Raw genomic sequence first — 16,046 nt, 5'->3', positions numbered from 1 at the left:
ATTTCATCCCCCAATTCCTGCTATGTATTCGGCTTTTAAGAACCTCTCAATGACGAACATGAACAGGAGGGACGGTATCATGAGCACGATTGCGATTACGCTTGCGATCTGCATGTTGTAACCGGCACTCGCTGTGTACATGAGTACGGGGGCCGTCTGTATGAAAGGAGCTCCTATGAAGAACGCCGCGTTGAATTCACCCATCGACCAAAGAAAGACATGTATCGCACCAGCTATGACACCTGGAATGCCCAGGGGAAACGTGATCGTCCAGAACACCCGCCATCTGCTCGCGCCGAGATTTTGTGCGGCCTGTTCCAGTTCGAGTGGTATAGATTTGAACGTCGCCGTTATTATCCACAGAGAGAAAACCAGCGAGGCCATCGTGTGGGCCATGACGATACCCCACATGTTGCCTCTCAAACCCATCTTTCCGAAAATTCGAGCGAGGTTGATGAAAACTGGAAGTTGTGGAAAAGCCTGAGGCATAAGAAAAAGAAACAACAAGATGCGTTCTGCGGGCAATCCGTACCTCGCGAACGCGTAAGCGGCGGGAATAGCGATCGCTATCGAGAATCCCACAGTGAGCAACGCGATCTTCAAGCTGAGTACAAGCGAGTCGAGCACTCTACCCTGCCTGAACACTTCAGACCAGTAGCGCAACGTGAATTCCTGAGGAATGGGGCTTGGCCAATACCAGACCCTTGCAAAGCTCCAGATAGCAATTCCGACGAAAGGGCCTACGACGAACAAGAGTATGATAAAAACCAGGACAACTTTCAGTGTGAGCTTCAAAATTGAGAACCTTCTCACGCCTTGATACCCCCTCGCTCGGCAGCCATGAACCTAAGATAGTAGATGGCAAACACCATGACGATCAAATACGAGATCACGCCCAGAGCGTTTGCAGTGCCCCAGTCATTGAAATAGTTCACCCTGAACATCATGTTCACAGTGATCATGTTCGGACTCGCTGGTCCAACCATTATAGGTATGGTCAAACTGCTTATGGTTCTGACGAAAGTGAGGATGAACGCCACCATGATCGAAGGTCGGCACATGGGAATCAAAATATCGACCACGATCTTCCACTTCGAAGCACCAACGTTCTGTGCCGCTTCGATGTATGCACTGTCCAAGCTTCTGAAGGCGCCAAGTACGATGAGCGTGGCGTACGGGGTCATGATCCAGACAAAAGCCCAAACCAATCCGATCCAACTTCTGGAGAGCCCTGGTAGTTCCTCAATCCTCAGGATCCTCGTCAACAAATTGTTCAACGTCCCATGGGGTGCGAGGAACACCCTCATCGCATGTCCCACGATCAGAAAAGGTATGAAGAGAGGAAGTTTGTACATCAGTTCAAGAAATTTCCAGCTCTTGAAGCGAAGATAACCCGACACGACAACGCTCACGATCAGTGTCACCACAGTTGTGATGAAACTTATCAGTACACTGTAGATGATGTCACGCCAATAGATATCGAAAGCCTTTGCATAGTTTGCCAGACCGTACTTTCCCTCAACTGTGAAACTCGTGTAGACAGATAAGATCAGAGGATAAACGTAGAGTGCTCCCAAGACGATGAGTGCGGGCAAAATGAGCAGAAAGCCGACGAAAAGTTCCCTTCGCCGTTTCATGGGCTCAACCTCCGTGAAGAAGGCGAGGCACGAAGCCTCGCCTTGGCTCATTTCTCAACCCATCGTTCGTAAGCTTCAAGCATCCTCGTTCTGTAATCGGCTATCGGCATTCGCTTTCCAAACTTGAGTAGGTCTGCTTCTTTGATATCCCTGTAGAGCCTTTCGAAAACTTCCTTACCGAGATGGGGTGTCACGTATTCTACACCGATCGCTGGGTACCAGTTGAACTTGTCGACGATGTACTTTGCATGCACGGCCGGAGACGTAACGAATTCTATCAACTTCAGCGCGTAGTCAGCGTTGGCCGCCTTTGTAGGTATTGCGAAATACATCGGCTGGCCCGGCATACCTGGTTCTGGCAGGATCAACCTGATGTTTGGATCCATCCTTCCTTCCCTTATCCAGGTGTAGAACATGTCGACCCACACTGGACCCATCCAGATTTCTCCTCTGTTCAGGGCGTCGAGTGTACCGGCGTTCCCTGCAGTCAGCGTGACGTACTTGTTGAATTCCTTGAGCTCGGCGTAAATCTGTGGCCAGTCTTCCATGTACTTCTCATCGAATGGTCCGTTCATGAGTACATCGGGATTCTTAGACTTCCAGTAAACCCATCCAAAGACGAACGACACGCCAGACATACCGCCCTTGATACCGTTGTAACCGAACTTCTTCGGGTTCTTCTTCACCCACTCGACGAGCTCTGCGTAACTTTTCGGAGGATCCTTAACGAATCTCGGGTTGTACGCTATGGCCGTCTGACTGTGGAACATTGGCATGACATAACCGTCGACGTTCACACCGAGCGCAACCTCAGCCGTTTTCATCGTGACAAGTCTTCTGGTCGTCAAAAAGTCCGTGTACGGCCTTATGAGACCGCGTTCGATTCCCCAGATCGTTCCAGCTTCGTGAATCACGACCAAATCGATGGCCCATTTGTCCTTTCCGGAGTCCTTTTCAAGCTGGAGTTGCTGAATGATCTGTTGAGAGCCCGCATCACCCGGTCCGGTACCAACGACCTTGACCTTGACGTTCGGGTACAGCTTCTCGAACTCCGGAGCGATCTCGTACTGGAAGAAATCGACCATGTTTTGATCTCCTGCGACCATCATCGTGAGTGTGACTTTGATCGGAATGTTTAGCTGGGCAAGCAGCACTGTGGCCACGATCAACAGCACTGCGCCGCACAACCTTCTCATAGACTCACCTCCCCTTGGAATTCAACCAGCAAAAATTCAAAATTCCTTCAAAATGCTTTGCAAAGTCTTGAAAGCCAACCTTGCCGAGGCTTCTGATCCTCCCGGTAGTGGTAAACATTCCACCGAAACAAAGCCATCGTAACCAGTGTCGTGCAACGCTTTCAGTATCGATGCGAAATTCAAATGTCCCGCGCCCGGTGCCCACCTGTTGCTGTCTGCGACATGGAAGTGTTTGATCCATTTTCCACACTTTGTTATGCTCTCTTCGATGCTGACTTCTTCTATATTCATGTGGAAAGTGTCTGCTAAGATTCCGGCGTTCTTTCTATTCAGTGACTCGAGCACAGACTTCACTTCCTCGAGTGTGTTGAGAAAATCCGTCTCGTACCTGTTCAAAGGTTCGATCACCAGCTCGACACCCTTCTTTTCTGCATAATCGGCGAGTTCCTTCAGGCTTTCGACGAACAGTTCGAGTACCTCATCCAGAGCTCGCTTATCTCTCTTTCCACGTACGAGCCCGATGATCACTTTCGCATTAAAGATCGAAGCGAAATCGATGTGACTCTTCAGCCTCTCCATCGCACGGTTTCGAACCGAAACGTCCTGCGCCGTGATGCTCAAACCATCCGCAAGATACGCCTGTCCAGTACCGATTGCAGCAACAGGCATGCGAAGTTCATAAAGCAGTTCCTTCAGTTCTTCCACATCCACGGTGCTCGGATCCCTTATGGCGATCTCAACCGCATCGTAGCCGATCTGCTTCGCCATCTTCACACCCTTCATCAGATCTCCCTTGAAAGCGAGTGCATCAAAAGCCGCATCCGAAGTGCTCACAACGAGTGAAAGTCTCATGAGAACACCACCTTCTCGGCACATTTTTCGACGAACTCTTTCAGGCCAAGGTATCCACAGTTATGCAGAAGCACCTTTGCACACTTCTTCACAGTTTCCGGAGCAAAAGCAAAACTCACGCCGAGCCCTGCAGTTCTTAACATCTGTGAGTCGTTCTCACCGTTGCCAAAGGCGACGACTTCTTTCAAGTCGATCCGCAAGAACGTGCAAAGCCATTTCACTGCTTCTGCTTTGCCCACGCCGGCGGGGAGAACTTCGAGAAGATCTTCTTCTGATCTCGTCGCGTTCATTTCCAGACTGTGATCGAACTTGAAAAGTAGCTCCAGTCTGTTCAGTTCAGAACTCGGACCTGTGAAGACCAGTTTCGTGACCCTCGCAGTGTGCAACTGTGAGAGATCATCGATCGGATGGTAGCTGAGCCCATCTCGAAAGATGTAGTTGGTTGCATGCAGAGAAACGTTCATCGCATAAACATCTTCGTCGATGAAAAAGAAGATAGCAACGTTGAAATTCCTGCATTGCGAAACAACTTTCTCGACCACGTGGCCCGGCAAGAGCTTCGAATACAGATAATTCTTATTCGTCGGATCAAAGATGCGCGCACCATTGAACAGTATTACTGGCACCGTGATCGAGAGGGATTCGACGAAATTCATGGCGCTCTTCAACGAGCGGCCTGTGGCGATTGTACTGCGAATGCCAACGCTTTCAAGCCGTTTGAGCAGTTCGGCTGTTCTCACGTCGAGCGTTCCGTCTCTTTCCAAAAGCGTTCCATCCAGATCGAAAACGAGCAGTTTCATTCTCTCTTCACCAGCGCCACAGAGAATCTTTCAAAATCCACACCCACGATCTCACCAACTTGAGGAACTGCTCGCACATCGTGACTGTGCATCTCTACACTGACCTGTCCGAGATCTGTCTTGATCTCGAAATAAAACGTGGAACCCGTATAAACCCTTGTGATCACTTCTCCACTCAGCAATCCTTCTTTGCTCGCAACAAACCTGCCACCTTCGGGTCTGAGAACCAGCAAAACTTCCTCTCCTGGTGCAAAAGCAACACCTGGTCTGGTTTCCACATTGATTTTCTTGCCGTTTCTCAGTTCAACGAGACATTCATTTTCCTTCTGTTCGATCAGCCTTCCCTCAACGAAACTCGCACGGCCGATGAAACCGGCCACGAACACGTTCGCAGGGAATCTGTAGAGCATCTCGGGAGTATCTGTCTGAACGATCTTTCCATCCTTCATCACAATGACGTAATCAGAAAGCGTCATTGCCTCAAGCTGATCGTGCGTGACGTAGATGCTCGTGATCCCGAGGTTCATCTGGATCTTTCTGAGTTCCACCCTCATCTGCTCACGGAGCTTCGCATCCAGGTTCGACAAAGGCTCATCTAAGAGAAGCACCTTTGGCTCGACGACCAGCGCACGCGCCAGCGCAACCCTCTGCTGTTGACCTCCGGAAAGCTGACTGGGGTACCTCATCTCAAGACCCACGAGCCCCACTATGGCAAGCACGTTCATCACCTTTTCACGTATGACCTCTCGCGGCATCTTTCGCGCCTTCAATCCATAAGCCACGTTCTCGAACACGTTCAGATGCGGAAACAACGCATAACTCTGAAAGACCATCGCAGTGGGACGACGGTTGGGCGGAAGGTCGTTGACGACAACGTTGTCAATGAGTATCTCGCCAGAGGTAGGTATTTCAAATCCACCTATCAATCTCAAAGTCGTGGTCTTTCCACATCCTGAAGGTCCCAAGAGGGTGACCAGCTTTCCTTTTTCTACGCCAAAGCTGACCCCATCGACAGCCCTCACAGTGGAGCGGGTGGCCGGATCTTTGAACAGTTTCACCAGATTCCTTACTTCGACATAGTAGTTGCTCACCTTTCAACCCTCCTGAGCTTCATCTGGTAAGAAAGATTGATCGTAGCGAACCTCATCAGGAACATGGCGACGACGATGATACCGATCAGTGTACAACTCAGTGCAGCAGCCTGCGCCAAATCTCCGTTGCTCACGGCCCCAAGGATGCGCACCGTGATCAAATTCCACTTTGCCGACACAACGAAAATCACCGCGCTGATAGCCGTCATACTTCGAACGAAAGCGTTGAACAGAGCGGTGAAGAATGCAGGCATCAAAAGTGGGAGCGTAACTTTCCAAAACGTCTGATAACTGTTGCTCCCCAAATCCATCGAGGCTTCCTCTATGGACTTGTCGATCTGATACAGCGCCGCCACACCGTTCTGAACTCCCACGGGGAGTTCCCTGAAGACGAAAACCAAGATTATGATCAGGGCGGTTCCCGTCAGAATCAGAGGTTCCTGGTTGAAAGCCAGAAGATAACCTATGCCCACCACCGTACCCGGAACGGCAAAGGGAAGCAACGACAGAGCTTCCATGATTCTTCGGCCGAAGAAGTCTTTTCTTGAAACCAGATAAGCAATCATTATTCCCAGCACACCACAGATCGGAGTGGCTATAGACGCGAGAAATAGGGTGTCCTTCATGTATTCCCAGCTGAAGTTGAAAACGTATTTGTAGTTATCCAGCGTCAACGAATGGTTCACGCCCCAGAGTTTGGTGAACGAGCCGAACAGAACCGTTCCGTAAAACAACCATATGGAAGCTGTGAGGATCAGGCAAACGACGGTCAATATCCCCTTGGCCCACTTAGGTAGTTCCATTGCCCTCGACAGGAACGATTTACCCGTCACGGTCACAAAGGACTTTCTCGAGAGCCAGTAGCGCTGTACGAAGAATGCGATCAACGTCGGTATCAACAGTATGATGGCGAGCGCTGAACCATGGGGAATCCTGTAGCTGCCGGTGATCTCTAAGTATGCGGAAACGCTCAGCACATGGAACCTACCACCGAGCACGAGCGGGTTTCCAAAGTCAGCCATCGACTGCGAAAAAACCAGCAACCACGCCGACAGAACACCTGGTAAGCTCAGTGGAAAGGTCACACGCCAGAAGGTTCTCCATTTGCTGCATCCAAGACTCTGAGAGGCCTCCTCGAGGTCTGAGCCTATGGAAAGCAGCGTACCCTCCAAGGTCAAGAAAGCCGTTGGAAAATACGCCAGAGTTTCGACTATGACCAAACCCCAAAAGCCATATATTTCGAACGGCGGAGTCCCACCGAACAGTTTTCTCGTGAACAGTCCGTTTCGACCAAACAAGAGTATCGCTGCCAAGGCAACCACAAAAGGTGGCGAGACTATCGGGAACGTTGCGATGGTTCTGAAAAAATTCTTTGCAGGTACGTTCGCCTTTGCCACAGAGTACGCAAAGACGTAGCCAATCAAAACACCAAAGCAGGCTACCGTTACACCGAGTTTCAAAGTGTTGAAGATAGGAACAAGAAAATACCTCTTCGAGAATATGGTCTTGTAAACCGCCAGACCGAACGTACCGGGCTTTGGTTCGAAACTCTTCAGACCGACCATTAACAACGGATACACCACGAACAGAGCCAAAAGTACCCATACCAAAACAATCATCGCGAGAAGAACAGGTTCGTTCAAAAGTCTTCTCATTTGCTTTGTGAACATTCTCCCTTCACTCCTCAGAAAGCTGGCGCGGACAAGCCGCACCAGCGAGAAGATTCATCTTCCGTACTCGATTTCTTCCTTCCAGCGTTCGATGAGCCTGTCTTTTTCCCTACCAAAGTAGTCAAAATCCATCGGTACGAGCTTGACTTCTTCAAGCTTGATCGCACCGGCTGCAACTTCGGCCTGTGGATTTGCTGGCAATCTGTACCACTCTTTCATGAGGTTCTGCGCTTCGACACTGAGCATCCAATCGATGAACTTGGCAGCAAGATCAGGCTCTGGTCCACCTTTGATCAGCGACATCGCGCCGATCTCGTAACCTGTGCCCTCTTTGGGGAACGTGAGCACTAACGGATAACCTTTGGCGATACCCCTTGCTATGATGTCGTGTGCAAAGGCGATCCCGACCGCAGCTTCACCCAGACCTGCCTGTACCACTGGAGCGGAACCGGACTTGGTGTACTGCTGAATCTGCTTGTCGAGCTTTTTCCAATAATCAAAAGCGGCATCTTCACCCATGAGCGCGACCAAAGACGCCAGGACAGTGTAGGCAGTACCAGAGGTGTACGGGAACGCGACCGTGATCTTACCTTTGAACTCAGGTTTCAACAGGTCGTACCAGGAAGTTGGTGGATCGACGTTGAGCTTTTTCAAGATCTCGGTGTTGCTTGCAAAGCCGATGGCCCCGAAATAGATGCCCACCCAGTAGCCCTCAGGATCCTTCAGAGCCTCAGGAACTTGTTCCGTCATTGCCGACTTGTAAGGTGCAAGCAGTCCTTTCTTTTTGGCAGCGATCTGATCCACAGCGGGGCCTCCGAACCAGATGCTCGCTCTTGGATTCTTCGACTCAGCCTCGACGCGTGCAAGTAGCTCTCCAGAAGAGAGTCGAACGACCTCGACCTTGATACCCGTCGCCTGCTCGAACGCCTTCACATAGATCGGCCACTCGTTTTCGTCCAAAGCCGTGTACATATGAAGAACCTTTTCTGCGGACAGTCCCAGAGCCACCAGCAACACTATCAACCCGAAAGAGACAAACTTTCTCACGAAACCTCACCTCCCCTGTAAGGTCCTGCGTACTGCATTTTCGCCGTTGTTACCTTGGCGGCGAGCTCAACGGCCTGTCTCACGTTCTTTCCGTCAATTAACGCCGCGAGAAAGGCTGCCAAACACGTGTCACCACGACCTGTACGGCCAAGCATCTTGTACTCCGAGAAACCTGCTTCATAGAAATTCTTTCCATCGTATGCAATCACACCGTCTTTGTGAGTTGCCAGAACGATTTTTGGCCCATAGTTCGATATTCTCTTGCAAGCCTTTTCCAAAAGACGTTCTTTAGTCATGACAAAGGCTTCGTTGCTGTCCACTTTGAAGATGTCTATGATCGGAAGGTACACGTGCTTGAACTCCCAATCGGAATAACTCATGGTTCCATCCTCGAGCACGTTCCTCAAAAACCCCTGCGCATCCACCGCCATTGTCTCCACCTGCGTTCTCAAATGTTCCAAGAGTTTTTCTGGAAACTCGCCGTGCCAAAGTGCACTGACAACCACGAACTTTGTTTTCACTCGTTCCAGGTCATCCAGATCGAACGGATCTGCCCTGTGCAGGATCCTGCTTTTCCTCTCGTCTGGATTGCTCGATGGATAGATGTTCTCTATCGTTGTGGTCTCAGAACTCGGTAAAATCACCAGTCGAGCACCCACCTCCTCGATCGGTTTGAAGAGAGAGGCGTCCTTCGACGAGATCTTCGTCACCACCACGCTGGGTACGTTCAACCTCTGTGCCGCGATCGAACCGTAGAAAACTCCTCCGCCCGGCGCGACGACCGTCTCGGTTGGGGTCCTGTTGATGTCTTTCGAAACATGTCCGATGAAAGTCAACTTGACCAATCAAACCACCTCATTTAACACCTGCAGCAGCGGCGATCAGGTCCATCACCTGCTGAGGCGTAACCTCTTCTCGTTTATAATCACCAATCTTCTCGCCGTGCTCGAGTATGACGAGCCTGTCCGCAACTTCGTAGACGTGGTAGATGTTGTGAGTGATGAATACAACCGATATTCCCCTTTTCTTAGCCTCAAGTATGTGTTCGAGCACTCTCCTTGTCTCGCCAACCGAAAGTGCCGCGGTCGGCTCATCGAGTATCAAAAGCTTCGCACCAAAGTGTATGGCCCTCGCTATGGCAACGGCTTGTCTCTCGCCACCAGAAAGGAAAGCCACCGTGTCATCCACACTTCGAACTTTTATACCGATTTCAGAGAGCGCTTCGCGTGCGATCTTCCTCATCGCCTTTCTGTCGAGACACCTGACTGGACCGAGTGTGCGAACGATCTCTCGTCCCAGGAAAAAGTTCCGCCACAGGGGCATGAGGTTGACCAGTGCGAGATCTTGATACACGGTTTCTATGCCGTGTTCACGAGCTTCACGCGGTGAACTGAACCTTACACGCTGCCCTTCGAAATAAATTTCTCCCTCATCGGGCTGATGGTACCCCACGAGCACCTTGATGAGCGTTGACTTTCCGGCGCCGTTGTCTCCCAAGAGGCCCACCACCTCTGCGTGTCCGACGCTGAAATCGACTCCCTTCAGTGCCATTACCCTACCAAAGTTCTTTTTGATGTTTCTCATCTCAATCAGTGGCTGACTCATCCTGCCACCTTCTTTCTGATGCGTGCGTTGATCACGGCTGCGACTATGAGGATGACACCGATGAAGGCCCTGTACCAATAAGCTGGAGCTCCGGCGAGCACGAGTCCGTTGCGCACCATGCTGATCATGAATGCCCCTATGCACGCACCTATCACGCTACCGTAGCCTCCTGTGAGCAACGTGCCCCCCATGACGGCGCTCGCAATAGCTTCCAGTTCCAGCTCCTGACCAAAGGTGGGATCAACGAGCGTGAACCTGGCAAAGGTCGTGAGACCCGCAAAACCCGCGAGAACGGAAGAAAAGATGAAGTTGACGAGTTTCACACGTGTGGTTCCTATTCCCAGCGCACGTGCCGCGCCGAGGTTTCCACCGGTAGCGAACACCCAGTTTCCAAAGCGTGTTTTTTCCAAAACGATCCAGAAGACGAAGCCAAGTACAAGGAACCAAATCGCCGAGTACCTCAGACCACCGTAGACCCTTCCACCGAGGTACTGGAGCATGCTCACCTTCCTCGAGAGGATGATGGGAAAACCCCCAGTGACTGCGAGTAGTATACCGCGCCAGAACATCATCATGCCGAGTGTGGTTATGAAGGATGGAATACCCGTTTTCAGTGTAACGGTTCCGTTCACAAGGCCTATCCCTGCGCAGACTGTCAGAGATACGACCAGAGAAAGATATGGATTGTACCCCGCGTTGACCATGGTCGCGAAGATCATTGGAGCGACGGCGAAGACGGAGCCAACTGACAGATCGAACTCTCCGCTGATGATGAGCATCGCCACACCTATCGAGATGATGCCGAGCTCGGCGGCCATGGTGAGGGTGTTGAAAACGTTCTCGGCCGTCAAGAACCTGTTCGACAAAAACGAGAAGAGAACCAAGAAAACGATCACACCCACTACGGCACCGAACTCTTTTATTCTGAGAAAGTCAGGCAGCGTGAGCTTTTCTTTTTTCAAAGATCTCCCTCCTGTAGAAGGGGTGGTCCTGCGACCACCCCTTGGATCTTGAGGGTTGTTCCGATCAACGATAACCGAGCTGGACAGTTTTTTCGACTATGTCGACGTTGCTCTTGTCCACGATAGACGGCCCTGTAAGAACGTTCTCGTGAGGTATAAGACCGAATTCTTTGTAGAGATACAGGAAGACTATGGGCAAATAACCCTGCAGGTACTGTTGCTGGTCAATCGTGAACACAACTACACCTTTCTTGATCGCGTCCGTTATTCTCGTTGTGAGGTCGATCGCACCGATCTTGACTTTGCCCACCAGTTTCTCCTCTTCGACCAGTTGTATCGCGGGGTGTGCACCCAGCGGTCCGAGTGTGAAGATGGCGTCCGTGTCTGGATACTTAGCAAGATAGCTCTTGAGCAACGTCAGAGCTTTCGTTGGGTCGGTGGTTATGTCCAGTTTCTCAGCTGGGATCTTCTTCTCCTTGAGCACATCGATGATGCCCTTCGCCCTCGCTTCCAGTCCCACGTGTCCCGGCTCATGAATGGCTATGACGGCGCGTTTGGGAGTGAACTCTTGTAACATCCTCCGTGCCGCGTACACACCAGCCAGGTATTCGTCCATACCGACGTAGCACAGATACGGAATCTTCTCGTCAACTGGCCTGTCGTCTGGCACATTGATGGCCACCACGGGTATACCCATCTCGATGGCCCTTCTGAGTGGTTCATCCAGAGCAACCGGGTTCGTCATCGTTACAACCAGACCGTCGGGCTTCTTGGCTATCGCGGCGTTAACAAGGTCGATGAACTCCTTCAGTGAGAACTTCTCTGGGCCCAAATACACCGCTTCGACGCCGAACTTGCTGGCCGCGTCCTTGACACCCTTCATCACGACACCCCAGAAGGGATCTGCAGGACCACCGTGCGATACCACATAGAATGTGTAGCTGAAACCAGCAACCACGAGTAGGACAGCCAGAGCTACCACAAGCAACCTTCTCACACGCATCCCCCCTTCAAAAGCGGGCGCGAGCGCCCGCAGTGTCACCACATGTTACCAATGCTGTAGATACTCCTCCAGCCTGGTGAAAGTGGTTCCTTCAGCACCGCGTCAAGCTCTTCCTTAGGTCTCTGTGAAAGCTCGTGCGCGGGTGGAAGCTTTCCTGCTGGGAACTTCTCCATGATGTCGTTCACCAGCTTTTCAAGATAATCCAACAGAGCCTCCACACCCTCTTTGGCCTTCTCAGCACTCGCCGCAGTTGCCTTTCCGACGACACCCTCTGGGTACGCGACCACTTCTATTGGTCCTCCACCCACATGGCCGTACCAAGCGATAGGCCTGTGCAACAAATTCCCCGCTTTGTCGATGTGTCCTTCTGGCAGATAGCCACGCGGGTTGGTATCGACTGCCCACTCTTGATGACAGAACTCTGGGAAGAGCGCCAAACTCCAGGAAGTTTCCACCTCGTCGGCGTGGATGAACTTGGTCTCGTAGGGGCCTCCCTCCTCTTTCGTCTTGAACTTGTCCTGAATCGCATGGTACCAGTTCACGTTGACTATCAGTGCCGGAACTTGGAATATCTTCGCAAACTTGTGTATCGCCACTGGTATCACGAACTCCTGTCCATGGCCGTTCAGTAAGATCTGCTTTCTGAAACCAGTGTTCCAGAAACCTGCGATCACGCTGACGAGAAAATCGATGAAAGCCTCATCCTTGACGGGCACTGTTCCTGGCATACCGATGTGATGGTACGGATGAAAGCCGTACCAGATGGGTTCTGCGACAGTGCAACCAGTCTTGAGCGCAACTTGCTCTGCCATTCGCGTCACGAGGAAGGTGTCTTCACCCGTCGGTGCGTTGGGCCCATGGTTCTCGGTGCTCCCGACGGGAATGATTATGAGATCACACTTCTTCAATCTTTCCTGTATCTCCTTCATGGTCATCGTTTGAAAATAGACTCCCGTGGGCCTTTCCATGTGACCTCCCTCTGGAGGTATCTTCCATTTGGACATCTTCATCCCTCCAATCTTACGTGTGCATTTCCGCCTTCAACAGCCTTATAGCAAGCGTCTATAATGCGGATCACGGCAACTCCATCCGAAACGGTGACTGGCGGTGTCTTCTTCTCCTTGACACAGTCGATGAAAATCCTGTTCTCCTCGACGTAGCCCCATTTTTCTTTGAAATCGACCTTCATGAAATCGTGGCTCTCAACCTCTTTGCCCAGTCCTTTGCAGAAGTGAACCTTTTCCATTTCCTCGTTCATGAGCATGTTGTGCTCACCGTACACTTCGACTCGCTCGAATGGGATCATCCAGCTCGCATGAGCGCACGATGTGAATGTTCCTATTAGGCCATTTTTGAGCTTCATGACGATCGCCCAGTCATCGATGTCCGGATAAACGCTCTTCTTTCCAAGCACGTACATCTCCTCAACGTCTCCGAGAAGCCATCTGACCATGTCAAAGAGGTGGATGGTACTTTCGAAAAGAAATCCGCCGGTGTAGTTCCTGTCACTTGTCCAAGGTGGGTTCAAGAGCTCACCACGGTTCATCTTTATCTGGAACGAGAGCGGTTTGACAGAACCATTCAGTATCTTCTCCTTCATGAACTTATACACGTACGCGAATCTTCGATTGTGTCCAACTTGGAACACCAGATTCTTTTCTTTGAGCTTCTTCTCGAGTTCGATCGCGTCTCTCAAAGAGATGGTCATCGGCTTCTCACAGAACACATTCAGGCCCAGATCGAGTGCGCTCATGGCGTAGTCAAAATGAGTTCTGTTTGGAGATGTTATGTAGACGACATCAACACCCGCATCACGCATTTGTCCAAGATCGTCAAACACCTTAGCGTTGAATTTCTCTGCAACGATCCTTGCTCTTTCTCTGTCAACATCCATGACGCCAAGAATCTGCACATCTTCAAAACTCGACAGTATCTCCAAATGTACCTGTCCTATGAACCCACTGCCAACGACACCAACCTTGACTTTGTCCATGTTTCTTCACCTCTCAGGGGTTGAGCATCGTTACTTTCACGAGCTCCTTGTCGGTCTGAAGCCTTTTGATGTATTCCGGAATTTCGTCGATGCTCACCGTTTTGGAAATGATCTTCGTCATGTCCATTCCCGTAGCCATGAGGCTGATCACCCTCGGGAAGTTTCCGTGTCCGGAGTGTCCCTGAGATCCAACGATCTGTGCGCGTCTCACCTGGAACACTTCACCTGTGAGCGGTATCTTCGCATCGGCTCGCGCGACGATGACGACGGTCGCGTTGATGCCCCTCGCTCTCCAGATGACTTCCTCTATGTCTTTCCAAACGATCTGTGGCAATCCCGTCGCCTCGAGGTACAGTTTCGCACCCATCCCGTTGGTGCTGTCAAGGACAGCCTCAACGAAGTTTTCCTTCGTTGGATCGATCACAACGTCTGCTCCGAGCTGCTTTGCGATATTTCTGCGTGTTGCTGACGGTTCTGAAAGTATCACCTTGGCCGCTCCTGCCCGCTTCAAAATCGCTACCGCCGCAAGACCGATGGGTCCACCGCCGAGTATGACGACGTTGTCGCCCGGTCTTATGCCCCCACCCCTCTCTATCACGGCGTTGTATGCGACGGACGTAGGTTCCACCAAGCTACCCGCCATGAAGAGTCTGTCTCCTTCGTAAACACCTTCGAGCTCCTTAAGACTCCAGAGGTACTTCGACTCGAGAACGATGTACTCGGCGAAAGCTCCGTCGACGTCGAAACCCATTTCGTGCAGGTTCTCACAGTGGTTTGGATAACCATCCGCACAGGGTCTGCAGTGTCCACACCAGAACATCTCTTCGGCCGTCACCGGCTCACCAGGCTCGAAGCGTTTGTTGGTTCTCCTGTTGATCGCTTCAGGGCCTGCCTCGACCACGATGCCTGAAAACTCATGCCCGAGCGTGGTCGGAAAACCCGTCAAACCTGGATACAGAATGTAACCTTCTTCGTCGGTTTGCGCCATGTGAACGTCGCTGCCACAGATGCCGCAAGCCTTGACCTTGATGAGTACCTGCGTGGGTTTCGTGATCTTCGGTTCTGGAACCTGTTCGACACGAACTTCAGGATACCTCCAAACCTTGCTACCGAGCCAGCAAACTTTACCTTCAACATCTTTCGGACCAGGCTTGAACCCCGGTCTCGGGTCCCACTTGGCGTGTAATCTGACCGCTTTCATTCTTGTCCCTCCCGCTCTGTGACAATCTCTGTCATTAAGTTTATAACCATGTGACTGTGATTCCAAACGCCAAAATTCGCAGTTAACACCCCCTGAACTGGCTTTCACTTCTATTTCCTTTTTCTTTCTCGCTCTTGCACAGTTTTTCGAAATCTTACTTTTGGTTTCGAGAATCGCTTTCGCAACGCTTGGTGTTATAATCACATGGGGGATCGATGTTATGTTTACAGAAGAGAGAAGGAACATAATCCTCGACATTTTGAAGCGAAAGGGAAAAGTAACCGTACAGGAACTGGTGGAAAGGTTCAACGTGAGCAGCGTAACAATAAGAAAGGATTTGGAATTCTTGGAGTCGAACGGTTCGATCGTGAGAACCCATGGTGGTGCGATCCTCGCCGACCATTCGAAGTCGGAATGGAACTTTTTGAAGAAGATCCACCAAAAAGAGGCCGAGAAGAAGCGCATCGCTAAAAAGATCGTTTCGCTCATCGAAGATGGAGACACGGTGATATTGGACAGCAGCAGTACTAACTATTACGTCACGTACGAGCTTCGACACGCAGATTTTTCGTCGATCACTGTGGTCACTAACAACGTCTTCATCGCGGGAAAGTTGATAGAACAGGGTATCGAAGTGATCGTTCTGGGTGGCGTGGTGAGAGAAAACAGTCTCTCACTCGTTGGCCCGTGGGCATTGAGGTTTCTGGAAGAAATCAACGTCGACAAAGCTTTTCTCGGAACAACGGGTTTTTCCATCGAAAAGGGCTTCATGACACCGAGCATAGTCGAAGCGGACGTGAAGAGGGCGATGATCAAAAGTGCTTCGAAGGTGTACGTGGTCACCGATTCAACGAAATTCCACAGAAGCGCCTTTGCATCTTTCGCTATGCCCGAGGAAATCGACGGTGTCATAACGGATATTGGTATTCCTGAGGAATTCGAAAAGTTCCTGATCGAAAAGGGCGTTGAAGTGTACAAAGTGTGAAAGG

The 16,046-nt window shown here is 51.0% G+C and carries 16 protein-coding genes; 1 reads left to right on the top strand and 15 read right to left on the bottom strand.

Going from position 1 to position 16,046, the window contains the following annotated elements; translation table 11 throughout:
- Positions 1–3: 3 nt before the first annotated feature.
- From AJ81_RS08165 to iolM, 15 genes are all read right to left on the bottom strand, one after another.
- The gene (locus AJ81_RS08165) at positions 4–813 is read right to left on the bottom strand and encodes an ABC transporter permease (protein ID WP_031505069.1); all 810 of its coding nucleotides are present in this window, start codon (positions 811–813) and stop codon (positions 4–6) included.
- Positions 810–1,637 carry an ABC transporter permease gene (locus AJ81_RS08160; RefSeq protein ID WP_031505068.1) on the bottom strand — a complete coding sequence of 276 codons (828 nt, stop codon included), beginning with the start codon at positions 1,635–1,637 and terminating at the stop codon, positions 810–812. The genes AJ81_RS08165 and AJ81_RS08160 overlap by 4 nt, the downstream gene beginning before the upstream one ends.
- Positions 1,638–1,684: 47 nt before the next feature.
- The gene (locus AJ81_RS08155) at positions 1,685–2,833 is read right to left on the bottom strand and encodes an extracellular solute-binding protein (RefSeq protein WP_031505067.1); all 1,149 of its coding nucleotides are present in this window, start codon (positions 2,831–2,833) and stop codon (positions 1,685–1,687) included.
- 36 nt (positions 2,834–2,869) lie between these two features.
- Entirely contained in the window at positions 2,870–3,685 is an 816-nt protein-coding gene (gene iolO, locus AJ81_RS08150; RefSeq protein ID WP_031505066.1) for a 5-keto-L-gluconate epimerase, read from the bottom strand.
- On the bottom strand, positions 3,682–4,485 hold the full coding sequence (locus AJ81_RS08145) for a Cof-type HAD-IIB family hydrolase (protein ID WP_031505065.1): 804 nt from the start codon (positions 4,483–4,485) through the stop codon (positions 3,682–3,684). The genes iolO and AJ81_RS08145 overlap by 4 nt, the downstream gene beginning before the upstream one ends.
- Positions 4,482–5,576: an ABC transporter ATP-binding protein gene (locus tag AJ81_RS08140; RefSeq protein WP_031505064.1), complete on the bottom strand. Its 1,095-nt coding sequence runs from the start codon at positions 5,574–5,576 to the stop codon at positions 4,482–4,484. The genes AJ81_RS08145 and AJ81_RS08140 overlap by 4 nt, the downstream gene beginning before the upstream one ends.
- Complete coding sequence (locus AJ81_RS08135) at positions 5,573–7,246, bottom strand: ABC transporter permease (RefSeq protein ID WP_031505063.1); 1,674 nt, start codon at positions 7,244–7,246, stop codon at positions 5,573–5,575. The genes AJ81_RS08140 and AJ81_RS08135 overlap by 4 nt, the downstream gene beginning before the upstream one ends.
- Positions 7,247–7,300: 54 nt before the next feature.
- Positions 7,301–8,293 carry an ABC transporter substrate-binding protein gene (locus AJ81_RS08130; protein ID WP_031505062.1) on the bottom strand — a complete coding sequence of 331 codons (993 nt, stop codon included), beginning with the start codon at positions 8,291–8,293 and terminating at the stop codon, positions 7,301–7,303.
- Entirely contained in the window at positions 8,290–9,138 is an 849-nt protein-coding gene (locus AJ81_RS08125) for a PfkB family carbohydrate kinase (protein ID WP_081708871.1), read from the bottom strand. Before AJ81_RS08125 ends, AJ81_RS08130 begins: the two co-directional genes overlap by 4 nt.
- A 10-nt stretch (positions 9,139–9,148) precedes the next feature.
- Positions 9,149–9,898: an ATP-binding cassette domain-containing protein gene (locus tag AJ81_RS08120; protein WP_031505060.1), complete on the bottom strand. Its 750-nt coding sequence runs from the start codon at positions 9,896–9,898 to the stop codon at positions 9,149–9,151.
- Positions 9,895–10,860: an ABC transporter permease gene (locus tag AJ81_RS08115; RefSeq protein WP_051368790.1), complete on the bottom strand. Its 966-nt coding sequence runs from the start codon at positions 10,858–10,860 to the stop codon at positions 9,895–9,897. The genes AJ81_RS08120 and AJ81_RS08115 overlap by 4 nt, the downstream gene beginning before the upstream one ends.
- Positions 10,861–10,924: 64 nt before the next feature.
- The gene (locus AJ81_RS08110; protein WP_231845476.1) at positions 10,925–11,863 is read right to left on the bottom strand and encodes a sugar ABC transporter substrate-binding protein; all 939 of its coding nucleotides are present in this window, start codon (positions 11,861–11,863) and stop codon (positions 10,925–10,927) included.
- A gap of 35 nt (positions 11,864–11,898) precedes the next feature.
- Complete coding sequence (iolN, locus tag AJ81_RS08105; RefSeq protein WP_031505057.1) at positions 11,899–12,867, bottom strand: 3-dehydro-scyllo-inosose hydrolase; 969 nt, start codon at positions 12,865–12,867, stop codon at positions 11,899–11,901.
- Positions 12,868–12,869: 2 nt separating this feature from the next.
- Positions 12,870–13,856, bottom strand: coding sequence for a Gfo/Idh/MocA family protein (locus AJ81_RS08100; protein ID WP_031505056.1), 987 nt, complete (start codon positions 13,854–13,856; stop codon positions 12,870–12,872).
- A gap of 13 nt (positions 13,857–13,869) precedes the next feature.
- Positions 13,870–15,057, bottom strand: a complete 1,188-nt coding sequence (iolM, locus tag AJ81_RS08095; protein ID WP_031505055.1) for a scyllo-inosose 3-dehydrogenase — start codon at positions 15,055–15,057, stop codon at positions 13,870–13,872.
- 220 nt (positions 15,058–15,277) lie between these two features.
- Here iolM and AJ81_RS08090 point away from each other — a divergent pair, with 220 nt between their 5' ends.
- Positions 15,278–16,042 carry a DeoR/GlpR family DNA-binding transcription regulator gene (locus AJ81_RS08090; RefSeq protein ID WP_031505054.1) on the top strand — a complete coding sequence of 255 codons (765 nt, stop codon included), beginning with the start codon at positions 15,278–15,280 and terminating at the stop codon, positions 16,040–16,042.
- Positions 16,043–16,046 lie beyond the last annotated feature (4 nt).

Origin of the sequence: Pseudothermotoga hypogea DSM 11164 = NBRC 106472 (genome assembly GCF_000816145.1) — a bacterium.
Lineage (GTDB): Bacteria > Thermotogota > Thermotogae > Thermotogales > DSM-5069 > Pseudothermotoga_A > Pseudothermotoga_A hypogea.
The sequence above is the reverse complement of the archived record's forward strand: the minus strand, read 5'-3'. Positions and strand labels throughout refer to the sequence as shown.